This window comes from Faecalicatena sp. Marseille-Q4148, assembly GCA_018228665.1.
Taxonomy (GTDB): domain Bacteria; phylum Bacillota; class Clostridia; order Lachnospirales; family Lachnospiraceae; genus UBA9414.
Genome location: CP073692.1, coordinates 2,041,595 through 2,067,210, shown reverse-complemented (window position 1 = coordinate 2,067,210; position 25,616 = coordinate 2,041,595). Strand labels below are relative to the sequence as shown.

At 43.1% G+C, this 25,616-nt stretch carries 25 protein-coding genes; 5 read left to right on the top strand and 20 right to left on the bottom strand.

Annotation, left to right across the window (positions count from 1 at the left end; all coding sequences use genetic code 11):
• Positions 1-208 precede the first annotated feature (208 nt).
• From rpsG to tuf, 3 genes are all read left to right on the top strand, one after another.
• On the top strand, positions 209-679 hold the full coding sequence (gene rpsG, locus KFE17_09905) for a 30S ribosomal protein S7 (GenBank protein ID QUO31193.1): 471 nt from the start codon (positions 209-211) through the stop codon (positions 677-679).
• 102 nt (positions 680-781) lie between these two features.
• Entirely contained in the window at positions 782-2,899 is a 2,118-nt protein-coding gene (gene fusA, locus KFE17_09900) for an elongation factor G (GenBank protein QUO31192.1), read from the top strand.
• A 214-nt stretch (positions 2,900-3,113) separates the two neighbouring features.
• The gene (gene tuf, locus KFE17_09895; protein ID QUO31191.1) at positions 3,114-4,307 is read left to right on the top strand and encodes an elongation factor Tu; all 1,194 of its coding nucleotides are present in this window, start codon (positions 3,114-3,116) and stop codon (positions 4,305-4,307) included.
• Between the two features lie 269 nt (positions 4,308-4,576).
• Here the strand turns inward: tuf and KFE17_09890 are convergent, their stop codons facing one another.
• Positions 4,577-5,110 (bottom strand): helix-turn-helix transcriptional regulator, encoded by a 534-nt coding sequence (locus KFE17_09890; GenBank protein QUO31190.1) that lies wholly within the window; start codon positions 5,108-5,110, stop codon positions 4,577-4,579.
• Positions 5,111-5,314: 204 nt separating this feature from the next.
• On the opposite strand from KFE17_09890, the gene KFE17_09885 reads away from it, so the two are divergent.
• Positions 5,315-5,506, top strand: a complete 192-nt coding sequence (locus KFE17_09885; protein QUO31189.1) for a DNA-binding protein — start codon at positions 5,315-5,317, stop codon at positions 5,504-5,506.
• Positions 5,507-5,519: 13 nt separating this feature from the next.
• Positions 5,520-6,482: a site-specific integrase gene (locus KFE17_09880; protein QUO31188.1), complete on the top strand. Its 963-nt coding sequence runs from the start codon at positions 5,520-5,522 to the stop codon at positions 6,480-6,482.
• Between the two features lie 33 nt (positions 6,483-6,515).
• Here the strand turns inward: KFE17_09880 and KFE17_09875 are convergent, their stop codons facing one another.
• The 19 genes from KFE17_09875 to KFE17_09785 form a co-directional block, all read right to left on the bottom strand.
• On the bottom strand, positions 6,516-8,057 hold the full coding sequence (locus KFE17_09875) for a recombinase family protein (protein QUO31187.1): 1,542 nt from the start codon (positions 8,055-8,057) through the stop codon (positions 6,516-6,518).
• Positions 8,042-9,691 (bottom strand): recombinase family protein, encoded by a 1,650-nt coding sequence (locus KFE17_09870; GenBank protein QUO31186.1) that lies wholly within the window; start codon positions 9,689-9,691, stop codon positions 8,042-8,044. The genes KFE17_09875 and KFE17_09870 overlap by 16 nt, the downstream gene beginning before the upstream one ends.
• Positions 9,692-11,320 (bottom strand): recombinase family protein, encoded by a 1,629-nt coding sequence (locus tag KFE17_09865; GenBank protein QUO31185.1) that lies wholly within the window; start codon positions 11,318-11,320, stop codon positions 9,692-9,694. It lies immediately after the preceding gene.
• Positions 11,321-11,455: 135 nt separating this feature from the next.
• On the bottom strand, positions 11,456-11,671 hold the full coding sequence (locus KFE17_09860; GenBank protein QUO31184.1) for a hypothetical protein: 216 nt from the start codon (positions 11,669-11,671) through the stop codon (positions 11,456-11,458).
• 603 nt (positions 11,672-12,274) lie between these two features.
• Positions 12,275-12,694: a sigma-70 family RNA polymerase sigma factor gene (locus tag KFE17_09855; GenBank protein QUO31183.1), complete on the bottom strand. Its 420-nt coding sequence runs from the start codon at positions 12,692-12,694 to the stop codon at positions 12,275-12,277.
• A 504-nt stretch (positions 12,695-13,198) separates the two neighbouring features.
• Entirely contained in the window at positions 13,199-13,591 is a 393-nt protein-coding gene (locus tag KFE17_09850) for a winged helix-turn-helix transcriptional regulator (protein QUO31182.1), read from the bottom strand.
• Positions 13,592-13,727: 136 nt separating this feature from the next.
• On the bottom strand, positions 13,728-15,695 hold the full coding sequence (locus KFE17_09845) for an ABC transporter permease (protein ID QUO31181.1): 1,968 nt from the start codon (positions 15,693-15,695) through the stop codon (positions 13,728-13,730).
• Positions 15,682-16,449, bottom strand: coding sequence for an ABC transporter ATP-binding protein (locus KFE17_09840; protein QUO31180.1), 768 nt, complete (start codon positions 16,447-16,449; stop codon positions 15,682-15,684). Before KFE17_09840 ends, KFE17_09845 begins: the two co-directional genes overlap by 14 nt.
• Before the next feature lie 101 nt (positions 16,450-16,550).
• A complete protein-coding gene (locus KFE17_09835) occupies positions 16,551-17,564 on the bottom strand; it encodes a sensor histidine kinase (GenBank protein ID QUO31179.1) in 1,014 nt (337 codons plus the stop codon).
• Positions 17,561-18,229, bottom strand: a complete 669-nt coding sequence (locus KFE17_09830; protein ID QUO31178.1) for a response regulator transcription factor — start codon at positions 18,227-18,229, stop codon at positions 17,561-17,563. The genes KFE17_09835 and KFE17_09830 overlap by 4 nt, the downstream gene beginning before the upstream one ends.
• A gap of 76 nt (positions 18,230-18,305) precedes the next feature.
• Complete coding sequence (locus KFE17_09825; protein ID QUO31177.1) at positions 18,306-18,482, bottom strand: hypothetical protein; 177 nt, start codon at positions 18,480-18,482, stop codon at positions 18,306-18,308.
• A 25-nt stretch (positions 18,483-18,507) separates the two neighbouring features.
• Positions 18,508-18,927 carry a nuclear transport factor 2 family protein gene (locus KFE17_09820; protein QUO31176.1) on the bottom strand — a complete coding sequence of 140 codons (420 nt, stop codon included), beginning with the start codon at positions 18,925-18,927 and terminating at the stop codon, positions 18,508-18,510.
• Between the two features lie 12 nt (positions 18,928-18,939).
• Positions 18,940-19,527, bottom strand: coding sequence for a DUF2812 domain-containing protein (locus KFE17_09815; GenBank protein ID QUO31175.1), 588 nt, complete (start codon positions 19,525-19,527; stop codon positions 18,940-18,942).
• Entirely contained in the window at positions 19,524-19,847 is a 324-nt protein-coding gene (locus KFE17_09810; GenBank protein ID QUO31174.1) for a PadR family transcriptional regulator, read from the bottom strand. Before KFE17_09810 ends, KFE17_09815 begins: the two co-directional genes overlap by 4 nt.
• A 340-nt stretch (positions 19,848-20,187) precedes the next feature.
• A complete protein-coding gene (locus tag KFE17_09805; GenBank protein ID QUO31173.1) occupies positions 20,188-20,838 on the bottom strand; it encodes an ABC-2 transporter permease in 651 nt (216 codons plus the stop codon).
• Complete coding sequence (locus KFE17_09800; GenBank protein QUO31172.1) at positions 20,831-21,691, bottom strand: ABC transporter ATP-binding protein; 861 nt, start codon at positions 21,689-21,691, stop codon at positions 20,831-20,833. The genes KFE17_09805 and KFE17_09800 overlap by 8 nt, the downstream gene beginning before the upstream one ends.
• Entirely contained in the window at positions 21,684-22,067 is a 384-nt protein-coding gene (locus KFE17_09795; protein ID QUO31171.1) for a GntR family transcriptional regulator, read from the bottom strand. Before KFE17_09795 ends, KFE17_09800 begins: the two co-directional genes overlap by 8 nt.
• Positions 22,068-22,279: 212 nt before the next feature.
• Entirely contained in the window at positions 22,280-23,050 is a 771-nt protein-coding gene (locus tag KFE17_09790) for a response regulator (protein QUO31170.1), read from the bottom strand.
• A gap of 186 nt (positions 23,051-23,236) precedes the next feature.
• Positions 23,237-25,615 (bottom strand): FtsX-like permease family protein, encoded by a 2,379-nt coding sequence (locus KFE17_09785; GenBank protein QUO31169.1) that lies wholly within the window; start codon positions 25,613-25,615, stop codon positions 23,237-23,239.
• Between the last annotated feature and the right edge of the window lies 1 nt (position 25,616).

Below are 25,616 nucleotides of genomic sequence, written 5' to 3'. Positions count from 1 at the left end.
TCGGTAACAAATTAAGACAGAATCGTATCACAAACAGAACTATGATTCCTGTAGGTTGCGGGTTGACGCCTGCCGTAAGGCTGGCGGGATAGATAAAGTCCCGCACGAACACATTATCATTAGAAAGACACATGTGAGTACCGATGAATTAATCAGATCGCATTTCCGGATGGGAAATAGCGGAATAATGTTTAAGGAGGGAAGAACCGTGCCACGTAAAGGACATACTCAGAAAAGAGACGTATTAGCAGATCCGTTATACAACAACAAAGTGGTTACAAAGCTTATCAATAACATCATGTTAGACGGTAAGAAGGGCGTAGCTCAGAAAATCGTATACGGTGCATTTGAAAGAGTAGAAGCAAAAGCTGATAAGCCAGCTATCGAAGTATTTGAAGAGGCTATGAACAATATCATGCCAGTTCTTGAAGTAAAGGCAAGACGTATTGGTGGTGCTACTTATCAGGTACCGATCGAAGTACGCGCTGACAGAAGACAGGCTTTAGCTCTTCGTTGGATTACATTGTATTCTCGCAAAAGAGGCGAAAAGACAATGGAAGAAAGATTAGCAAACGAAATCCTGGATGCAGCTAACAACACAGGTGCATCTGTAAAGAAAAAAGAAGACATGCACAAAATGGCAGAAGCAAACAAAGCATTTGCTCATTACCGTTTCTAAATTTTGTGTTACAGAATTCCCGGCTGCGTGCAGCCGTGGAATTACTCTATATCAGAGGGAAATACTCATATAGAGACGTATCGATTATAGGAGGAAAAAACCTTGGCTGGAAGAGAATATCCATTAGAGAGAACCAGAAATATCGGTATTATGGCTCATATTGATGCTGGTAAAACAACAACAACAGAGCGTATTCTTTACTATACCGGTGTTAACCATAAAATCGGTGACACTCATGAAGGTACTGCAACTATGGACTGGATGGAGCAGGAGCAGGAAAGAGGTATCACAATTACTTCTGCCGCTACTACATGTCACTGGACACTTCAGGAAAACTGCAAGCCAAAAGCTGGTGCATTAGAACACCGTATCAATATCATTGATACTCCAGGTCACGTTGACTTCACAGTAGAAGTTGAGCGTTCCCTTCGTGTACTTGATGGTGCTGTAGGTGTATTCTGTGCTAAAGGTGGTGTAGAACCGCAGTCAGAAAACGTATGGCGTCAGGCTGACACATACAATGTACCTCGTATGGCATTCATTAACAAGATGGACATCCTGGGTGCTGACTTCTACAACGCAGTAGAACAGATCAAAACAAGATTAGGAAAGAATGCAATCTGCATTCAGCTTCCAATCGGTAAAGAAGATTCTTTCCAGGGAATTATCGACTTATTTGAAATGAAAGCTTACATCTACAATGATGATAAGGGCGATGACATTTCTATCGTTGATATTCCGGAAGATATGAAAGAAGATGCTGAATTATATCGTACAGAATTAGTAGAGAAAATCTGCGAATTAGACGACGATTTAATGATGGAATATCTGGAAGGTGAAGAACCTTCAGTAGATGCTCTGAAAGCAGCTTTAAGAAAAGGAACATGTACATGTGCATGTGTTCCGGTATGCTGTGGTACAGCTTACAGAAACAAAGGTGTTCAGAAACTTCTGGATGCTGTAATCGAATTTATGCCATCTCCGTTAGACATCCCGCCGATCACAGGTATTGATGAAGACGGAAATGAAGTTGAAAGAAAATCTTCTGATGAAGAGCCTTTCGCAGCTCTTGCATTCAAGATTATGACAGACCCATTCGTAGGTAAGCTGGCATACTTCAGAGTATACTCTGGTACATTGAACTCAGGTTCTTATGTATTAAATGCAACAAAAGGCAAAAAAGAGCGTGTTGGACGTATCCTTCAGATGCATGCTAACAAGAGACAGGAACTTGACAAAGTTTACTCAGGAGATATCGCTGCAGCGATCGGATTCAAATTCACTTCAACAGGTGATACAATCTGTGACGAGCAGCATCCGGTAATCTTAGAGTCTATGGAATTCCCGGAACCAGTTATTGAGCTGGCTATCGAGCCTAAGACAAAAGCTTCTCAGGGCAAACTTGGTGAATCTCTTGCAAAACTTGCAGAAGAAGACCCGACATTCCGTGCTCATACAGATCAGGAAACTGGTCAGACAATCATCGCTGGTATGGGTGAGCTTCACCTTGAAGTTATCGTTGACCGTCTGCTTCGTGAATTCAAAGTAGAGGCTAACGTAGGTGCTCCTCAGGTTGCTTACAAAGAAGCAATCACAAAACCAGTTGATATTGACAGCAAATACGCTAAACAGTCAGGTGGACGTGGACAGTACGGACACTGTAAAGTTAAATTCGAGCCAATGGATGCAAACGGTGAGGAAACTTACAAGTTTGAATCTACAGTTGTTGGTGGAGCTATTCCGAAAGAATACATCCCGGCAGTTGGAGAAGGTATCGAAGAAGCTATGAAAGCTGGTATCCTTGGCGGATTCCCGGTTGTTGGTGTACACGCTAACGTATATGATGGTTCTTACCATGAAGTCGACTCTTCTGAAATGGCATTCCACATTGCAGGTTCTCTTGCATTCAAAGATGCTATGAAGAAAGCAGATCCGGTACTTCTTGAGCCAATCATGAAAGTAGAAGTAACAATGCCTGAAGAATACATGGGAGATGTTATCGGTGATATCAACTCTCGTCGTGGACGTATCGAAGGTATGGATGATTTAGGCGGCGGAAAGATCGTTCGTGGTTTTGTACCGCTTTCTGAAATGTTCGGTTACTCAACAGACTTACGTTCCAGAACACAGGGACGTGGTAACTACTCAATGTTCTTCGAGAAATATGAGCCGGTTCCGAAGTCTGTTCAGGAAAAAGTGTTATCTAATAAGAACGCTTAATAAATTATAATCAACAGGGATTAGCATTTGCGCCGGTCAGCGTAGGCTGACCGAAATCCCTTGATCAGCCTCATTTGCAGGTCTGAATATACAAAATTCAAGAAAACTCTTGAAAAAGTGTATAAGATGAAATATAATCAGAATTAGCTGATTAAATTCAAAAATGTAATTATTATCTGCTCATAAGCAGGTATATTAAGGAGGATTATTCAAAATGGCAAAGGCTAAATTTGAAAGAAGCAAACCACATTGTAACATTGGTACAATCGGACACGTTGACCACGGTAAAACAACTTTAACAGCTGCTATCACAAAAACTCTTGCTGCAAGAGTAGAAGGTAACGCTGCTGTAGATTTCGAAAACATCGATAAAGCTCCGGAAGAAAGAGAACGTGGTATCACAATTTCTACTTCTCACGTTGAGTACGAGACAGAGAACCGTCACTACGCTCACGTTGACTGCCCAGGTCATGCTGACTACGTTAAAAACATGATCACAGGTGCTGCTCAGATGGATGGTGCTATCCTTGTTGTAGCTGCTACTGATGGTGTTATGGCTCAGACAAGAGAGCACATCCTGCTTTCTCGTCAGGTAGGTGTACCTTACATCGTTGTATTCATGAACAAATGTGACATGGTAGACGACGAAGAGTTACTTGAATTAGTAGAGATGGAAATCCGTGAATTATTAGACGAGTATGAATTCCCAGGAGATGATACTCCAATCATCCAGGGATCAGCTCTGAAAGCTCTTGAAGATCCTAACAGCGAATGGGGCGACAAGATCATGGAACTTATGGCAGCTGTTGACAGCTACATTCCAGATCCGGAACGTGCAACAGACAAACCATTCCTTATGCCAGTAGAGGACGTATTCTCTATCACAGGACGTGGTACAGTTGCTACAGGTAGAGTAGAGCGTGGTACACTTCATGTATCTGACGAAGTTGAAATCGTTGGTATCAAAGAAGATACTCGTAAAGTAGTTGTAACAGGTATCGAGATGTTCCGTAAACTTCTTGATGAAGCTCAGGCTGGTGACAACATTGGTGCACTTCTTCGTGGTGTTCAGAGAACAGAAATCGAAAGAGGACAGGTTCTTGTTAAACCAGGCAGTGTAACATGCCACCACAAATTTACAGCTCAGGTTTACGTTTTAACAAAAGATGAAGGTGGACGTCATACACCATTCTTCAACAACTACCGTCCACAGTTCTACTTCAGAACAACAGACGTTACAGGTGTTTGCGAATTACCAGAAGGTATCGAAATGTGCATGCCTGGTGATAACGTAGAAATGACAGTTGAACTGATCCACCCAGTAGCTATGGAGCAGGGTCTTCGTTTCGCTATCCGTGAAGGCGGACGTACAGTAGGATCAGGAAAAGTTGCTACAATCATCGAGTAATACAATCTGAATATAGATTTGTTATCGCAAGATAACGTTGTGTCCAAACGTAAGATACCCGTAGAACTTCGGTTCTACGGGTTTTTCTGTTGCTTAAAAAAGTTAAATAAGTCGGAAAAGAATAACGAATGATAAAGAAAAGCGGTTGCCGGGAGAGTATCCTGACAACCGTTTGTGATAACAGAATGATAACAAAATTTCTAATTTTTACTGATTTGATAACAGATTATGTGCCGTTATACACATGCAAAATAAAAGAATGTGGATTATTAAGTTAGATCATATGTTTTAATCTCATTTCCTTCGGTTCCCTTTTTGATTACAGTATGGCATCCTATCGTGGTTCCCATAGCACGCAATTTCCATTCTTCCTGGGTAGCGTTCAGTTTATCCAGTTCTTCCTGTCTTTTATTTTCATCTTCAATAGCTAATATTTCAGCTTTTTCCTTTTCATAGACATTTTTAAACTGGCACCATTTCTTAAAGAAATCCTGCATTGTAGGATTATCAAATGTCATTGCAATCTTCTGATTTGACGTCTCTGAGAGAGAAAGATTTACAGAGTCATCGATTGCAAACAGGATGGAGAGTACATCTCCAACTGTCTCAATATTGAAATCAAGAAAAACACTGACATTTAATCCCAGTGCAGTTGCAATCTTTTCTAACTGATCCGGCTTTGGATTCCTGATTCCCAGTTCATATTTTCTTATCGTACCAACATTAATGCCGGACAGCTCGGCTAATTGTATCTGACTGTATCCTCTGAATTCCCGGAATGCCCGGATTTTTTTACCTACCATTATGGCTGCCTCCTTAATTATATTTGTGCTTCTATTCTAGCACAAAAGTGAATGATGCGAAAGAGGTTGTTTTTTCAGAGCTGATTATAAAACACTTTGGAATATAAAAATTAAATTCGCAAAAGGTTATTGACAAAGCCACAAAAGTGAATTATGATAGAAAATACCAAAAGAGTCACAAAAGTGACTGGAAAGGAGGACGCTATGAGAACTAATTATATGATGACTGTTGATGATGTCATGGAAGAATTAGGCGTGAAACGCAGTAAGGCATATTCTATTCTGAAACAACTCAATGATGAATTGGAAAAGGAAGGATATGTAGCAGTTCGTGGAAAGATTCCACGTCCCTATTGGGAAACAAAATTTTATGGATGCTCTCAGAGAGCAATGTGAAGGAGGGGTTAGAATGTCAGCTTACAAGGACACAAAACAGGGAACCTGGTATGTGAGCTTCCGTTATATTGACTGGACAGGAAAGAAAACACAGAAGCTGAAAAGAGGGTTCAAGACAAAGAAAGAAGCATTGAATTATGAAAAGGAATTCATGAGAAAGACTGCAGCGGATATGAAAATGGAGATGGGAAGTTTCATCGAAGTTTATTTTGAAGACAAGAGAAAAGAACTGAAAGAAAATTCAATCCGGAATAAGCAGCACATGATGAACAAGCACATTGTTCCGTATTTTGGAACAAGAAAAATGAATGAGATCACACCGGCAGATGTTATCCAGTGGCAGAATACCATTCAGGAAAAAGGTTACAGCAAGACTTATGAACGCATGATTCAGAACCAGTTGAATGCATTATTCAATCATGCACAGAAAATTTACAATCTGAAGGAAAATCCATGTAAGAAAGTAAAGCGTATGGGAAAATCGGACGCAGACAAGCTGGAATTCTGGACGAAAGAAGAATATGAACGTTTTATTACGGTGATTGATCCGGAAAGTGAGGATTATCTGATATTTGAAATTTTGTTCTGGACCGGTATAAGAGAAGGGGAACTTCTGGCACTGAGTCTTTCGGACTTTGATATGAGTGGGAACAGGCTGCATATCAACAAGACTTATAACCGGATTCAGAAGCGAGATGTGATCGATACTCCCAAAACGGAAAATTCAGTCCGCACCATTGACATTCCTAATTTTCTGAAAGAAGAAGTTCAGGAATATGTGAAGAAACGCTATGGATTTCCAGAAAACCAGAGATTATTTCCAATCGTGGCAAGAACACTGCAGAAACGACTCAAGAGATATGAAAAGCAGAGCGGTGTGAAGCAAATCAGAGTGCATGATATCCGGCACCCGTATGTCAAGCCCACGACAAAAAAATTTATAACTTTTTTTGAAGTTTTTCGGGCAGCTTCATAGCTGCCCATAGCTGTTTCAAATGGGTGTTCACGGTTATACCTCCTTTTCGGATTCCTTAGTTTCTAAGAAATCCTGTGTTGCATATTCAATCTCAATCCGATCTCCTGGAAAGACGTAAACTTTGTTGATAAGCCGGTCAATCAGAGCTTTTGTTAGCATGTTGGCGTTTCCGACTTCCTGCACAATTTCCTGTTGTTTCAGCTTAATCTCATAATCACTTTTTATCTGCTTTGTCTGTGCAGTGATGATAGCATGAACATTTTTGGCTTGTACCAGTTCCGTGTCATAAACTGCTTTTCGTGTTCGATAGGTTTCCAAATCAATCTCTCCGAGTGCATACTGCTCATAAAGATGCCGCTTGCTGTCTTGAATAGAACGGAGTTTTTCTTCATGTTCGGCCTGCTGGACTGTCTGCAAATCCAATTTATCCTTATTGCTATCAATTCCCAATGTCGGACACATTTGAGCCCGAATTGTTTCAAATACAACCTGCTCTAGATCAGCCATCTTTATGCGCACACCATGACAAGGAAGCGTTTCAGCCACCTCGGAATGACGGCAATAAAACCACGCACCATTTCGTAGAGACATTGCATGATCGCAGCATCCACAGAACACCTTACCACGGAGCAGATAATCACGCGGCTTTTTATTTGACAGAGAGAAACGCTTAATTGAAGCATTGGCTTTCTCAAATAGATCCACACTTACAATAGCCGGATGATGGTTCGGTATTTTGAACCACTCACTTTCATCCTTTAACTGTGTATGTCGGCTGCCAATCTCTTTTACCTTTCTCTTGCCAATTACATAGGTACCGATATATCTTTGATCTTCTAAAATACGCAGGACCGTTGATGTACTCCAAACGCCGTTTGTTCGGGAAACATTGTAATAGTCCTTGCCTTTAAGTTTGCGATATTCCCCAGGGGTGGGGATATTCATGGCATACAGTTTTCTTGTGATCTCGGCTGCGGTGTTGCCTTCAGACGCCCATTGAAATATCATCTGCACATTCGGGGCAACATCCTCGTCCGGTTCCATACGTCCGTCTGCACTCTTGCGATAGCCGTAAGGACAGATGACACTCTGATATTCCCCACGACGCATCTTTGCGTATTTTGCACTTTTGGTTTTCATGGACATATCCCGGCTATAACACTCGCTAATAAGATACTTGAAAGCAATATCAATCCCTCCGGTATCACCTTTGAAATTAGCCGTGTCAAAATCATCACTGACGGAAATAAAACGGGTGTGGTAAAGAGGAAATACCCGCTCAATAAAATAGCCGGTTTCAATGCTGTTACGTCCAAATCGGGAAAGGTCTTTTACAATAATACAGTTGATCTTTCCGGCCTGAACCATTGTTAAAAGTTCCTGTACCGCCGGACGCTCAAAGTTTGTCCCTGTATGACCGTTGTCAATAAATTCCAAAATCTCACTGTTATCCCATTCCGGCAGAGACATAGCTTTTTCACGAAGAATCAGTTTTTGATTTGGTATACTCAAACTTTCGGTTTTGAAATCTTCCACAGAAAGACGGATATAAAGGGCAATCACATAGTTGCGCACGGTTCCACCGCCTTTCCCTGAAATTCATTTTTGAAACGGAAGGTTACATGAATATTCCGCTCGTGGTCGATCTCAATTCGTTCAATGAGCCGTTCGATCAGTTCTGCAGTCAGCACATGATCCTGTGCCAGTGTTTTTGCATCCTTTTCCATTGCACGGTATCGGGCAAGCTGGTTGTCCAGAGAGTCCATAGATTTTTCAAATACTTCAATCTCACCAGACAGAGCATTGATAGCATATTCATAATCCGCCTTCAATTCAAAGTATTCATCATTTGTCAAAATACCCTGCACAAAATTTTCATATAGACCACGGATCAGCCGGCGTGTTTTTTCAATTTCCTGCCGTTTGGCCGACATCTGAATTTTCAGCTTATCTTTTTCCTGTTTTTGTCTTGCCTCCAACTGAAAGAGTGGCAGCGACATTCCCAGCGCAACTGTCAGCTCTTTTTCAAGAATAGCCGTAACAGTAGAAATCAGTTCCTTTTCCTGCATCGTTGCGCCTTTGCAGCTATCTTTTTCTACCCGGCTGTTTGTAAGGCAGTGGAACCAATAAGTATCGGGGCCTTTCCGGCGCTCGGCACGTTGCCGGTGAAGGCTTCTGCCACAATCAGCACAGAACACTTTGCCTTTGAAAATGTTTGGCGTGTAGGGGCGTTTTGGAGTTGCTTTGCTTTCTTCACAGATCTGTTTTCTGTATTCCTGAACTGCATTAAACAATTCATAGCTAATGATCGGTTCATGGGTGCATTTGGCAATAATCAGATTATCTTCTCCAGCCTTGACCTGCTGATGATCTACAATCTTTGTTTTTCCTTGCACCAGATCGCCTGTATAGACTTCGCTTTCTAAAATTTTCATCACTGTACGGGTCTGCCATTTGCCGCTTCCGATCAGGCCCGGACTGGTAATCTCGCCAGTGGCCTTTTTATAATGGCTCGGTGCCGGAATCCCCATCTCATTTAGATTGCGGACAATCCGGTTCAGAGACACATGCTCATGTGCCCATTCAAAAATCTGTTTTACCACAGGGGCAGTATTTTCATCAATCAGAAGTTTATGGCAATTATCAGGGTCTTTCCTGTAACCGTAAGGTGCCCGTGCACCAATATAGTCGCCATCTTTCATAGCCTGCCGCGCTTGTGCTTTGATTTTTCGTCCAATGTCCAGAGCATAGGCTTCATTGATCATATTTTTCAAAGGCAGCATGATACCGCCATGAAGATTTCCGGAATCCGCTGTATCAAACTGATCCGTAACAGCAATGAAGCGAACATTATGTGCATGAAAATACTGTTCGATATAATAACCTGTGTCAATAGAATTTCGCCCTAATCGGGAAAGATCCTTAACAATCACACAGTTAATGTGGCCTGCTTCAATATCAGATAGCATTTGCTGAAATCCAGGGCGGTGAAAATTTGTCCCTGTCGCTCCGTTGTCAATATAGGTATCATACACAACGAAGTCCGGTTTATCTGAAAGAAAGTCATTCAGTACCAGCTTTTGATTTTCTACTGAGCAGCCCCGCTTTTTGTTATCCTCCACAGAAAGACGGATATACAGAGCCACATGTACATATAAAGATGGTGCCGGCATAGGCGCTGCCGTCTGTTTTCTGCTTTTTCTTGCCATTTAGCCCACCATCCTTTCTTCATTTTTTGTAGCAATCTGTTCCGCCAAAGAGATTGCTTTCTGATATTCATCCTGGTAATTAAATTCAATATGCAGTTCATCTTTACCCATTACCCGTATGCTTCGGATAAGCTGCATGACTGCCCGGCGGTCAATATCCTCCATAGTAGAAAATTTCATAAAATGGTTGATCCAACGGTTTCGTTCGCTTCGGTTTTCCAATACATCTGTAAGTTTATCGTTCCATTCAGCGATTGCCTTTTGGAACAGTTCAATATCTGCATTGTATTTTCGCTTATAAGAGAGAAATTCTTCCTTTGTCAGAATTCCACTCACCAGATTTTCATAGAGTTTTGCCTTAAAGCCCTCGGTCTGTGCCACACGCTTTTCATTTACTCTGATCTGTGCGGCATATTCCTGCGCCAATTCCCGGTTGATCCGTTCCTGACTGATACTGGACAGCAGGGCATCCAGAGAAGCAACATTTTCAATATGTCCTTTCAAACTGTCCTGCACACATTCAATCAGATCCGACTCTTTCAGCATGACCGACGATGTGCAGCCATTCTTTTTGCCGGTCGGGCAGTAATAATAGTGATACTCTTTATCTTTATAGCGGTTCGTCTTGCGGGTCATACGGCAGCCACAACAGCCGCAGATCAAAATACCGGAAAACAGGTAAACCTTATCCGATTTGGGAGAAGTCCTTGTGTCAATCCTGCGGAGCCGTTGCACCAGATCAAAATCGTGCTTTTGTATGATCGCTTCATGGGTTCCCTCCACACGAATCCATTCCGAAGAAGGTTTGTCCTCACGCTCTTTTAATTTGAAATGGGGCGTTGTCTGTTTGCCCTGGACCAGTGTTCCGGTGTAAGTTTCATCCTGCAAAATGCGGATGATTGTAGTTGCAGACCATTTGCAATCCTTTCGGTCTGTATAGCCACCTTTTGCATGAGGCATTCCGTGATTGCGCTTATACGCTAAAGGCGAAAGAATTCCTAATCGGTTCAGTTCATCCGCTATATGGGAAGCGCTGAATCCCTCCAGCCGTTTTCTGAAAATATCCCTCACAACATTAGCAGCATATTCGTCTACTTCCAGGCTCTTGTGTTTATCTCCGACTTTCACATAACCATAAATGGTAAAAGCACCTACAAAATCCCCGCTGCGCCGTTTTACTTCCAGGGCGCTCCGTGTCTTAACAGAAATATCCCGACAGTAAGCCTCATTCATAATGTTTTTGACAGAAACCGTGAGATCATCGGCAGCGTCATTTTCCGTGTCCACATTATCGTTAATTGCGATAAAACGCACTCCATAGGCTGGAAATACCCTGCGCATATAACGGCCTGTTTCTATGTACTCACGACCTAAGCGGGAGAGGTCTTTGACAATCACGCAGTTAGCTTCGCCTTGTTCGATCATCCGCATCATTTCCTGAAATGCCGGGCGATCAAACAAAACACCACTATAACCATCGTCAATTTTTTCTGCCACAACCTCAATTTCCGGGTGTCGGGCTATGTAGTCATCGATCAGGCGCCGCTGGTTAGCAACGCTGTCACTTTCTACTGTTTTATCATCCGTATAAGAAAGACGGATGTACTTAATCGCTTTGTAAACCTGCATAAAAAAACACTCCTTTCGTTGCACAGAAAAATCCCCGCAATTCAAGAAGTGTGGTTAGTCCATATTCAATTCCTTTTCCGATTCTTATTCTACCATGCTTTTACGGAAAAGTCAGCCCCTTTCTTAAAATTGCAGCTATCGCAAAATACCCTTGATACATTCTTCCAGGGTAGCACCTTCAGCAGAAAAACTGGCTTGTACAGTAAAACGTCCACACTTAAAATGGTATGGATTTTTGATTTGCTGAACAAATTCTGCAATCCGTTCATCACGGGAAAGTTCTTTGTTGACAGAGACATCCCGAATGTCTACCAGCGTACCCACTTCACTGACAATGGTGTTCAATTCCATAGTATCAACTCCCTTCTGAAAACTGTGTTATCAAAACCATATGAATAGGTCGGATCTATGGTTATTACACACATAAATCCGGCCCATTATATCTGATTTCGATTTTACTGCCGTATTTGCCACGCACCCCGGCAAGTCCTTCTGTTATAAGGACGGGGCTGTTACAGGCTGCGGGTAGCGTCACCGCATCATAGTCCCACATACGCCGCCGCTTTGCCAGAGCAAGCAAACGCTGCAGGAACTCTCCCCAAGTCTTTAGGAAGCTGTGAAGAAGTACCATTATGATCTGTGTCGTTATCGCGTCCGGCTTGCCATAGCCGGTTTCGTAGGTTGCGTTTATCGCTCGGACAGCCTGGATTCATCACCTCCTTAGGTCGCCTATCACCGCGCCGCCCCATCTGCCGCTCGGAACACAGAATGAAGTACCTGTAACAGCGTATATTCGGTTGTCAAGGAACAAGCAAGGGGCATGGCAGACAAATTGATATTACAGTTGGGGTGGGGGGACGTATATGCTTCCTTACCACACCCGTCCGGCTTGTCCCGCCGAATATGTCCCTCTATTATTCAGTACATTTTTCAGTCAAAAAAGGGCGGGGCAAGCTAAATTTTTTCAAAATATTTTTTTAACTGGTGCAAACCACGGTTAATGCTCTTGCGAACAGAAGAAGCATCTGTTCCTTCAGCTCTTGCAATGTCCGCTTTACTCATGCCAAGAAAAAAGTGTGCATAGATTCGTTGGCGCTGCTTTACCGGAAGTTTGGAAAGACCTTTATAAATCAACTCCGTCATTTGACGCTGTTCCCAAATTTCTGCCGGGTTAAGAGGTTTTTGCAATATCTCACGCTCAATACCTTCGTCTCGATCCAGAGAGTAAAATGCTTTATAGCGGTATGTACGAATCCGATAGGCTTCTTCCAGCAACATATATTCCCGAAGCAACAAAGCAACTTCATCCGGCACCTCAACGATCATGTCCTGTGTATAATACGGGTAATAATCCCGAAGATTGATTTTCTTCATAGTAATTTCCTCCAATTTCGATGTTTGAGTTGATGGCAAAAATCGAAATCAGAGGGTGGGCTGCGGCAGCGATAAGGTCTAAGTCTCTTTCTGATTAAAAAAAGGGTACAAAAAAGCGCGCCCGTACAAAGAACAGGCGCGCCAAAGCAACAGTATGAAATTTTTCCGGGAGGTTGACAGCGAAAATGCTCAAACTTTGTCGAAACCAAAAACGCCGCAATCCATACGAGCTGGACTACGACGTATAGGTGACTGAATGTAAAGCAGTTTATCTGCAGATCTGTGTTGCATAGACGCATAGGCATTTCCTCCCATCAAGGAGGAACCTGAATTGGCTGCTTGATACCTCCTTGGGAGAAAATTATATCGGTTATGTTTCCTTTATCAGTCCGCAGATATTCGCTTTTTACTCTTTATATTCGCAATTTTCTACATATTCTGCTCTTAGAATATATGCTGCAAAAAGCAAGCCCACAAGGGGAAACAACACCTTGTGGGCTCATGTTATAGATGTTCAAATTTATAGCCGATCCCGGCGACACTCTCAATGTAGTTTGGAAGATCCGGTTCAAAACGCAATTTCTTACGCAACTTACTTATATGATTATGAATCGCTTTTCTCGAATAGAAATCACAATCCTCTTTCCAAACCAAATCGGTAATCAGTTCGTAAGTAAAAACACGTTTGGGATTGGCAATGAGCAATGCCAGTATATCAAACTCCTTACTTGTCAAGTTGATAATCCGTTCCCTAACCCTGACAGTGCGGTGTTCCAGACATAGATAAAGCTCGCCTTCTTGTATTTCTGTAAGAGGATTCTTCTCTGCTGCGGAGAAAGTGTGACAGGAATTGAATACCGTTCCATGACAGACTCCTTGTTCCAAAATATATTGCATTAGAGCATTCTTTTGTTCCTCGTTAAGAAGCAGAAATAACTTTTCGCCAATCTGTTTGCCGGATTCTTCTATATCAAAAACAGCTAATGTCCCATCACATCACCTCCACAAAAGCATTTTACAAAAAATATATCATTTATCTCATTTCCGGCCGAAGAATAACCCGTTTGAATAAGAACATTGTTGCACCAAAATAAGTCAAGTAGATTGCACAGAATAGCAGGATCGTCACCAGACCATAAAGAGGTACAAGTCCCTGCTGCAAAATTGCCTCTCCGAAAAAGAACTGTGCCCCTGCTATCAGCAAAACCGTCAGCAAAAGAGGGAATAGTAGTGGGATCAAAAAGACTGTGGACAGTTCCCTGCGGATCAGGGAAGCCTGCCTGCGGCCCGGTACACCCAAACGGTCAATGACTGCATAATTCTTCTGGTTTTTGTCTATGGCAGAAAGCTGCTCAAATGCAAGAACCGAGCAGGATAGAATAATAAAAATAATGCTTAAATACAATCCACAGAATGAAATAGCTGTAAATCCAGTCAGCGAATTGGCAACGCCCCATGCCTTTACTGTAACACCCATCGTTACTTTTTCCGGGAGCTGTTGACCGGACTGCAATTCCGGCTGCCATTTCCCACTGTTCAGGAATTGCTTCAAGTCGCTTTTCAATTCCGGGTATCCGCCATCTTCCAGTTTCATCGCCAGACGGATTTTTTCTCCGACTAATTGTGAAGCTGCTTCATCCGGCAGAACAAGTACATATCCCTTCGTTCCGGCCATTTGATACTGCTCCATCGGCTCCGTCAGGATTGGTGTCTCTGCAATAGTCAAGGTTCGACCATTTAATGTGATCTCCGGCTGCTGCTTCAAGCCCTGCCGGATTCCGTCCATATAGTTCCATGTATCACAATGAACCAAAAATTCGTTGTTGCCCATGACAACAGGAGAAAGCCCCAGGATTTCACGCAGATGGTTATAGTCGGACAAGGACAAGGCTTCAATCGGTTTTTCAGGAACCGCATACAGATAATAGCTCACAGAATCCTCGACTCCACAATGCTCCTTTGTAAAGGAAACGATGGAATCCATGTTGGATTTTTCCAAAGGTGCATCAATCGCCACGCCTGCATCATAGGGATAATAGGCTTTCATGTTGGCTTTGTAGCCTGCTCCCATTGTAAGTCCCACAAACATGGTTGCCAGGGATATGGTTAAAAGAATCGCCACCACAGCCATTGTCCGGCCAGCAGAATGGATGCGCCGCCCAATCTGCCCCAGGAAGAACAGATTTTCTTCTTTGTACTTATGGCGCAGATTTTGTTTTGCAAATCGGTGCAGCAAAAGCGGAATCTGGCGATGCAGCTCGTAAACACCCACCAGAATGAGCAGGCAGGCTCCGCCAAGGTACAAAAATGCTTCATTGGTTTGTGTCTGAAGCATTCGCCCAAGCAAAATCACGCCTGCAACCATTGCGGCTATTGAAAGCAATACTACCAAAAGACTATGGCGGAATGATTTGAAACGGTATTCTTCATTCTTGCGGTTATCATACAGCAAATCGATTACTTTCTGATGCCGGATAATCTTTGCTGCTCGGAGCATCCCAAAACCATACATCAAGGCAAAAAACAAAAATGTTACTGCCCATGCCTGGAGAGAAAAGGAAACCTGATAGGTATGCGGCACCTCAAAGATATTTTTTACCACCTGATTCAGCAAACCGGAAAGTCCTGTACCAACCAAAGAACCAAGCAGAAAAGCTCCTGTGCCGATGATGCTGTTTTCAGCAAGGAACAAATTTCGTACTGTCTTTGCTTCCATGCCAATCAGTTCGTAGGTTGCAAATTCCTTTTTCCGTCGTCCCAGCATAAAACGGATCGCATAACCGATCACAAACGAGGACATAAAAGCAACCAGAGCTGACATAAGCAGAATTCCAGTAGTCAGCATCGACATATTTTCTGCCATAGCAAGAACATCTGATGAGAAGCCCAATGCCAAAAATGAGTACATCAATGCCGCAGTCAAGGTAAGTGTCACAAAGTAAATGATATAATCCCGCAGGCTTCTGCGGATATTACGGAGTGCCAATTTAGCGTACATCACTCACGCCCCCTCCCATCATGGTGAGGACATCCAGAATTTTTTCAAAGAAAGTCCTGCGTGAATCGCTGCCTTTGAAAATTTCTGTAAAGATTGCCCCATCCCTCAAAAAGAGAATACGATTGGCATAGCTTGCCGAGAAAGCGTCGTGTGTCACCATCAGAATCGTGGCTCCGAGATCTTCGTTGATACTCTGGATTGTCGAAAGCAGCATCTGGGACGAGTGACTATCTAACGCGCCAGTGGGTTCGTCCGCCAAAATCAGCTTAGGCTGGTTGATAATGGCTCTGGCACAGGCGCACCGCTGCTTCTGACCACCGGACACCTGATAGGGGTATTTGTCCAGAATATCCGTGATATTCAGCTTTCCGGTCATTTCCCGCACCCGCCCATCGATCTCGCCTGCTGGAACCTTGTTGATGGTCAGCGCCAGGGCGATGTTTTCCGAAATGGTCAGCGTGTCTAGCAGGTTAAAATCCTGGAACACAAAGCCAAGATTTTCCCGGCGAAACCGGGCAATCTGTTTTTCATTGATTTCCGTCACATCGGTTCCATCCAGATAGATATGTCCCGCACTGACGGTATCAATGGTAGAAATGCAGTTGAGCAGGGTGGTCTTGCCGGAGCCGGATGCGCCCATGATCCCTACAAATTCCCCCTCCCGAACGGAAAAGCTGATGTCCTGAATTGCTTTTGTAACATTCCCGCCATTTCCGTAATATTTTTGGATATGATCCAGTTTCAAAATTTCTTTCATTGTTATCACCTCTGATCTCTATTGTAGAATAAGAGCGGCTTCGTTTGTATCAAGTTTTCTTACAAAGTTCTAACAAAAATGTAAGAAGTGCAGAACAGTTCTCAGCTCTGCACTTCATGAATCAGACAGTTGATGTGAAAAGAAAGTGAAATAGCTGTGCCATGTTCCGACGACTCCGCCGTAATGCCAATGCCCAGCTTTTCACAGAGCCGTTTGCACAGATACAGACCAATTCCTGTGGATTGCTGAATCAGACGACCATTCTGACCGGTAAATCCCTTTTCAAAAATACGGGGCAGATCGGACGCAGCAATCCCGATTCCATTGTCCTCCACGACAAGAACAACCTGATCCTGCCGTCTATGAGTAGAAATGCGGAGAACCGGCTGTTCCGTACGATACTTGACCGCATTGGCAATCAGTTGGTTCAGAATAAAGCGCACCCACTTTTCATCTGAATAAACCGTGTCCTGCATTTCCTCCACTTCCAGGCGCATACCACTTTGGAGCAGCAGATATTTGTTATCTGCAATCGCCCCATGCACCACTTGGGACAGCGCCATTTCCCGTACAGAATAATCTTTCTCTGTATGTTCGCTGCGGGCGTAATAAAGAGCCTGTTCGGTAAAGCGGTTGGTCTTTTCCAGCTCCAGCAGAAGTTCTTTTGTCCAGTCCATCCGATGATTTTCACATAGGAGTTTCATGGCAGTAATGGGCGTTTTGATTTCGTGAATCCATTGTTCAATGTATTCCTTGTACTCCAGGCGTTCCCGCTCGATCTCTCCAATCTGCTCCAACATGGATTTTCCGGCCATTTTCAAAAGCTGATAGTAAACCTGATCCTCGGCCTGTTCCGGCAGCTCCATCACTTCGGAAATGAGGTATCTTTCGGAAAGCTGCTCCGCCATATCCAGAAGTTTTTTCATCTGCCGTTTCCGTTTCCAGTAAGCAAGGACAAGTCCAGCCAGCAAAATCAATGCCCATACAATCAGGATCAATACTACTGCGGAAACCGAATTGCCACACACCAGCAGAAATACAGTGAGTGCAGCCATACAAACAAGGTTCGTCAGCAGAAATGGCAGCCTGTTTTTCCAATATCGTCTGCTGTTCATATCGTGTACCCCTGTCGGTGCTTTGTCTTGATAAAATCCGTCAGACCAATGCCCGCCAGTTTTTCCCGGATGCGGTTGATATTGACGCTCAAAGCATTGTCATCCACATATAACTGATTGTCCCACAAATACTCAATCATATCTCCACGAGAACAGATTTTTCCTCCGTTCTTGAAAAGGTAATAGAGAATTTTCAATTCGTTCTTGGTAAGCTCTACGCTCTGTCCATGATAGTCCAGACTGCTGGATTCCAGACGCAGCACCGCATCTCCATAGACCATCTGTTCCCGTTGCTGTGTGGGATAGGCTTTTTTCAGCAGAGAAGCGATTTTCGCAAGCAGGATCGCTGTGTTATAGGGCTTCGTGATAAAAGCGTCTCCGCCCAGCATAATGCTATTCAGCTCGTCCATATCCGTGTTGCAGCTTGTCACAAAGATGATTGGCACTTCGGAAAATGTGCGAATCTCGGTGCAGAGAGAAAAGCCACTGGTCCCCGGTAGCTTGATGTCCAGTATAATCAAGTGTGGCTGCTCAGCTTTGATCTGATCGATCACATCGGAAAAATCCTCCGGAGCCACCGTTTTATAGCCGTTGCTTTGCAGCAGCGTTTTCAATTCATTCCGTATCAACGGATCATCTTCTATTATCAATATTTTTTCTTTCATATCAGCCTCCGTAAAAAAAATACGATATGCAGTTGCTCATTCTCCCATTGACATTCGAATAAGTCAAGTATATATGTTAAAGCAAACTACCCTTTAACCCTTTTTTGAAAACCAGTACAGCTCTTTCGGTTCCCCAAAAAGACATCGTAACAAGTCGATAGCTTTCCTTTTCCATTTCTTCTATTTTTGCATTGATTTTCTCTATTACATTTTCCACGGTAATTCCTTCTACTAATTCTGTCCGATACATCATGTTTTTACCTCCATAAGCACTCAATTCAAAACCAATTCGCTTTTTCTGCTTTGAATTGAGGGGTATCGCCTTCCTGGTATGGATTATAGGTATTGCGATTACACCCAAATTCTTTTAATGCCTTTATTTTATTGTCCTCTGTCCATTCAACCAAAGAAATGCCGTCAAATTCCTCTATACTTCCATTGTTCATTTCATTTTTGAAATACCACTCTACAATCGTTTGATCTCCCTTATGAAAAAATTGCTTGATTTCCCAAATAACTACCTTGCCACGGGTATTCCATTCCTGAAACCAATGCTTTACTGTTTTTCGGTTGTTATACTGGGGACTCCAGCTTTCTGTATAGATCACATCTTCTGTAAAAATATCATCAATGCCCATATCCTGCTGATTGAGCCACATATCAAACCATAATCGGATCGTTTTTTCTCGTTCATTCATGATATAAATACCTCACCATTCTTTTGTCTTACCTTCGCGTTTGTTCTGCATCACCTGGGTTTGATATACGAGAACAGGAATCAGAGAAACCAGGGCAAGCACACCAAAAACTACCGAGCGATTTACAACCGCAAATATTGCAAACATGAGCAGTATCAGCAACCACGGATTACGCAGATTTCTGTAATAGTTTTCCTTGTCCTCATAAGAAGTATGAAGTTCAAACGGCTTACCGTCATTATCTTTTTCTACGATCAACAGTTCCCGATTAAAGGTGGTGGCATTTGTTGCTATGCGTCCGCCTTTTTCAGCCCATGGCCGTAGGCGTACTTTACCAACAGAGTAGTTCAAGTTGATGTTTTTATAAAATACTTTGTAACCCATCCCCTCTAAAAACTCATGATAATCGGACGCGTTGGCTTTCGATTTTTGCGCGATAAACTCCACGCAGTATTTTACCTGATCCGGTTTACACGCCTCAAATTCATACAACATTTTTTCCGCCCGAATCAGACGATAGCCCTTTTCAGACATTTTATTCAGCCAATGTTCCTGGGCAGTCAACAAACCGCCAAAGAAACGATAACACTTTTTGCTCATACTGCACCTCCAATAATTCCATTGGCCACTCCTACAAGTTCATTGAGCCTTATCAGTTCCTTTTCTGCAATTTCTTTTCCTTGTGTTGTAATGAGATATTCTTTTTTCCGTCCCGCACTATCTCCAAAAGGCGCAATCCAGCCTTTTTCCTGCAACGAGTTCAACGCACCATATAAAGTACCTGCCCCCAGCGTGAGCCGCCCTTTTGTACTATCTTCAATAAATTGCATGACAGCATATCCATGTTTCGGGGTATAAAGGGAGAGCAAAATAAAGAATGTCACCTCTGTGAGCGCACCACCTTTCGCATTGTCCCGCATAACACCTGCCTCCTTATTACGGTTACTGTAATAAATATATCACTAACCGTAATAGAAGTCAATAACGATCCAAAACATAACAGAACTCCAAGCTTTATGATATAACGACTTGCTACCTCCAGTATAAAAAATGTTTCAGAATTGTCCTAAATGTAAAATCAGCACCGGAAAGGAAATACTAACTCCACTCTCCGGTGCTGCTATTTATAAATTACTCTGGCATATTTTTCTTTTCATCTTGCTTCTTATCCCGATATTTCCGTATGAGTTTATTACGGATAGGAACGCCAACACCAATCAAAAGCACAACTGCCAAAATTGTGAAATCCATACAATCACCTCACATTTCTTTCTTCTTCATAATCCGAATGGACAAGATGATAGAAACCGCATACATCGCGACAATAGAAAAAAACACAATCAAAACAGGAAGTATCGGAGAAGATTCAACGCTTGAAATAATTGAGTTCCCGATAGCTGGCATTTTCGAGAGAAGAAGTAAAGTCACCAAAAAACCGGCCACTGGAATATACATAAATACCCGTCCTTTGATTGAGCCGTACTTGTAATATCCTGGAATCTGGAACACGGTATAGAGTGCAAATAAGAATACTCCTGCAATAGCGGCAGTCACAATGTCAAATACGCCAACTGTTTCACCCAGCACTTTCAAGACAAGCGGCTGTGCAATCAAAGAAATAATCAGGGAAAGAAGTCCCATGGCAAGGACGAAAACATAGCGTCCGATCACAAGCTCGCTTTTACGAACAGGTAAAATACCAAACAGCCGATCCATGCTGTTTTTCTCTGTGATGGAAAAGGTATATCCTGTCGTCATGGCAATAAAGCACATGGCAAATGATACCCCTGTCAGTAAAGAACGATTGATTGCGGCAAACACAATCGGCAGAAGCAGGGTAAAGCAAATTGTCTTAAAATATGGTTTTACCAATGCAATATCTAATTTTGTGGATTTCAAAATATTACTCATAATCGTCACCTTTCTTGCTTGTAAACACTACAATTTCATCAATGGTGGCAGGCTCAATAGTCAGGTTGGAGAAACCGTTAATATCTTCGGTTTTCATCAGTGCCTCAAATCCCGTAGGGAATGTACGAATACCAGCCGCCTTATTTTTCAGATCATCGGACAGTTCCTCAATTCCACCTTTTACAATGCGGAACATATCCACAAAATCATCTTTGCTGCCAGTATAGAATAACTCGCCATAACTGATGTAGGTAATATAATCAGCCGCACGCTCCAAATCGCCTGTGATATGGGTGGAGAACAAAACGCTATGCTCGCCATCTTCAATATACTCTGAAAGAATTTTCAAAAGTTCGTCTCTGGAAACCGGATCAAGTCCGCTGGTCGGCTCGTCGAGGATCAGCAGTTTGGCATCGTATGAAAACGCACAGGCAAGCATTAACTTCATCTGCATACCTTTGGAAAGTTCTTTTACCTTTTTGGTTGGTACAATGTGAAATTTCCGTAACATATCCGCAAATTTCTGGCTGTCCCAATTTGGATAAAATACCGAAATGGATTTTTCAACCTGCGACACTTTCCAATCATCACTGAAATAATTTGTATCGAAAACAACGCCAAGCTCTGATTTTACTTTTTGTTCTTCTGCGATATTATCCAGCCCCATCACTTTGACTGTGCCGCCGGTGCGCTTGAGCATATTCAAAATCAGTTTGATTGTCGTGGTTTTGCCTGAACCATTCGGGCCGATCAAGCCCATAATATATCCCTTTGGCAAAGTAAAGCTGATATTGTGAAGCTGGAAAAAATCAAAAGATTTTGAAAGGTTCGTTACCTCTAAATAATTAGTCATCTGTTTTTACCTCCGTTAAAATGTCCAAAAGGCGATGTAATTCCTCTGTGGATAGATTTGCCATTCTTGCAGCTTTTATTGCTTCGGTGAGATTGTTTTCTACTTTGCAAATGAGCTGCTCCTTAATCAGTTCTGAACCAGAACCCATTACGAAACATCCGCGCCCCTGCACATTTTTAACAAAACCCTCTTGCTCTAATTCTGTGTATGCCTTTGTCACTGTTAAGACGCTGATCTTTAAATCTTTGGCAAGTGTTCTAAGGGAGGGCAAAGTTTCTTCGGCTTGAAGCTCGCCGGATAAAATAGCCGCCTTGATCTGCTGCTTAATCTGCTCGTATATGGGGACGCCAGATACATTTGAAATAATCAGTTTCATTGCTGCATCCTCCGTGTGTTTTAACTGTTATGCTGTTGTGTATAACAGTATAACACACAGAGTTTCAAAAAGCAATATAGTTTAAGAAAAGTTCATAATAGCAAAAATTGGTCGGGACAATAAATTTACTGTCCTGACCAATTTCTCATAAAAAAGCGTCTATCCTGTCCACTACAAAGACATAAAGACATATTTTTATATGTATAATGATTTCATTCCACAAAGAACAGAACCCGCCGGATCAGCTCCGGGATATTCACCGGGGCGGTGATATAGTCGTTCACGCCCTCATGCCGGTATTCATATTCCGTGGCAAGGTCGTTGCTCTCGGTGAGGATAAAGAACGGCAGAAGCCGGACAGGGGGATTCTTCATTTGGAACATCCCCGCCACCCGCCGCAGCGTATGAAACAGCTCCATTGCTGTGCCGTCCGGCAGTTCCAGATCGCACAGGACCAGTTCAATTTCCTTATCCTCAAAAATCCGGCGCTTGGCCTCCCCAATCGAGGAAACCAGAATCAGGTCAAAGCCCTTTTGCAGCATAGCCGCCCGCAGCACTCCGGCACTGGTATCTTCCGCATGGACAAAGAGCAGCTTGTGAAAAGTCGGGGCCTTTTCGCCGGACAACTGCCGGTAGGCGTATTCCACCAGCTTATCTTGCAGCAGCGGACCTTTCATTTTGTCCATGCACAGCGTCGCGCCCCGGCGCATGGCCTCCTGTTCGTAGTCGTCTTTGTCATGGCAGGACACCAGAATAAAAGGCAGCTTCTTATCTGTGATCCGCACCTCGTCCAGAAAGTCCATGCCGGAACCATCCGGCAGGTCGAGATCACAGCAGACCACCAGCGGCATTTCCTCTTGAATGGCAGCTCGCGCTTCTTTCAGCGTACAAGCCGTTTTCACCGGGTAGCCCCGGTGCTGTAAGTATTTTTGCAGACACCATGTATAGGTGTCGCTGTCGTCGATCAGCAGTATCTTTTTCATGTGTCCTCACCCCCAATATTGATTTACCACAAGCATAAACTACAAATGTTACACAAATGTCCGAGGTACCTTTGATTTCGACAAAAAAACAGGCTGAATTGTTACAACGCTCGGACATTTCAAAAATTTTTTGAGAAATGGCGGAAAAAGCGGGGCAGCACACGCCGCCCCGCCAATCCCATACGGTTATTCCATCGCCCGCATTTGTTCAATCAGAGATTGTTTTTTCTGTCTGCGGATTGTCCATACAGACAAGATCAGCTCCATTCCGAACAATACCAGAATGAACAGTCCCATTTCCAAAACCGGGAATTTGTAAGGCACTACATTTCCGGCAAAAGAACCTACACTCATTTTTCTGCAAGCAAAGATGGAAGCCGGAAGCCCAACGATCAGTGTCGCCAATGTTGCAAAGAGCGCATAGCACAGCCCCTCGCAGATGTTCATTTTGTATAGCTGCCTTTGGGTCAGACCAATGGAACGCAGAATACTGTTTTCCTGCTTTCGGGCCATCTGATTAGAGAGTGTCGTATTGATAAGGTTGATAACGCCAAAGAGGAATACCAGCCATGAAAGTATCTCCATACTGCCAAACGCAAAAGAGTTTATCATTTTTTCATACTCAATTATAGTATCAATATCATCTAATGCAATATCAGTATGAGCGACTACAATATTTTTCAATTCAGCCCCCACATAGTCCGTTTTTTTCGGGTCATTCACAATGCTCCATGAAAAATCAAAAGAAGTGATTTCTGGGCACAGTTCGTGGAACAATGCTTCTGGTGCAAAAAGGATCGCTCCATCGAGGTGCATTTTTCCATGTCCTGTATATACCTTGCTTGAATTATACACTCCCGATATGGTAACAGAAACAGGCGGTTGTCCATCTCCAAAATAAAAGTCAACTGTCGAACCAACCCCCATATCTTCATAGTGATTTAGTATAGTATATTCAAGTACAATGCTGTGGGAATCTTTTGGCATCGTTCCCTCCGTCAAAGCCGCTTCAACTGCCGCATAATTCTGGTCGTTCAGCATATCACACATACCAGAGGTTTGATTAATGTTGGTCTTAACGGTTGCATGGAGAGATTGCCTGCTTGGAATTATATCTGTAACGCCATCAATAGATAAGATTTCCTGCTTTAATTCCTTATTCAGCGGATTTCCCGCTGCCATAACTTCTTGTTCTGGCAATTTTGAATCCAAATAAATCTTATAGTCGCCATCCGGGAAAAATCGTCTTGCAAGTGCCTCTGGGGAGCGCAGCAAAACAATGGAGGATACCACAAGCAGGATAATTCCGCCCAAACTCAATGAGGCTACAATAGCAACGGTCTTTTTTCGGTCGCGCTTAAAATTTGCAATTCCCATTGAAACAGGATTGAGCTTGATGTTCTTTTTACGGCTGCGGATATTCTTTTGCGCTGGGGTAAAACGGACGGCTTCAATCGGGGAAATCCCTGCCGCAATTTTTACCGGCTTACGGATGGAAACAGATACCATGATCCAACTGCTTATGAGTGTCAAAATAACCATTGCCACATAGGAAACAGCGTTAAAACCCTTAGGAAACAGGAGAAAACCGCCACATACGCCCAACACTGTACCAATCAAAATTCCGATACTGCCGAGTTTGCGCCCCTCCCGCTTTACAATCCGCTTGATTTGCTTTGGCGTTGCACCAATCGTCCGAAGCTGCCCGTAGCTTTGGATTTTGTCATTGATGGAGATACGGAAGATACTCTGGATCACAATATAGCCGCCGTTCAGAACAATAACAATCACACCAACAATCGGTAAAAAATCAAAGGATTTAGAAGCATAAGCAAAATATTTGCTGTTCATTTTGGGCATAGAAAGCTGATATTCCTCCGCAATCTCCCTGCAATAAGAGGTCATCAGTTCTTCGTCCAACTGGACGCTGTTTTTGAAATGGGCATAGGCGCGATACCCAGCGGGGTTAAACCCTGCCCATCCCACCAAAGCAGCTTTAGAGATAATGATAGCGCAGGTATTCGCTTCTTTTTCATTTACGCTGTCCATAATGCCGGTAACGACATAATCACCATGAAAACTCTCTGTATCTAAGGTCACAGTGTCCCCGATCTTGGCATTGTTTCCATAGGTGGAGAGAAAGTATTCGCTTACGACAACTTCATTTGATTTTTGGGGCAGCTTCCCCTCCAATAGCTTCATTTGGTCGCGCCCAATCTCCATCATTTCTGCGTCATTATATACATAAGAGGCATGATAGCCCTGTTCTGAAAGCTCCTCACCCAGCATATAGTAGCCGCCTACGCGCTCAAACTCCGGCACTCCTTTCAGGGTTTCAATGTCGTTTTCCTCCACGCCCAGCCAGACCGCCTCATAAGTATCGAGAACCTGATTGCGTTGCATTTGTGTCAGGGAAGTAGACACAATTCCCGTAAAGCAGATCAGAAATGCCGCCAGCGCAACGGCAATCACTACCATCAGATTCCGGCGCTTCTCGCTTTTCAAACTTTTATTTGCCAGCTTCTTTGTAATGGCGCTGGTATCATTCTCAAAAGGCCATGTCATA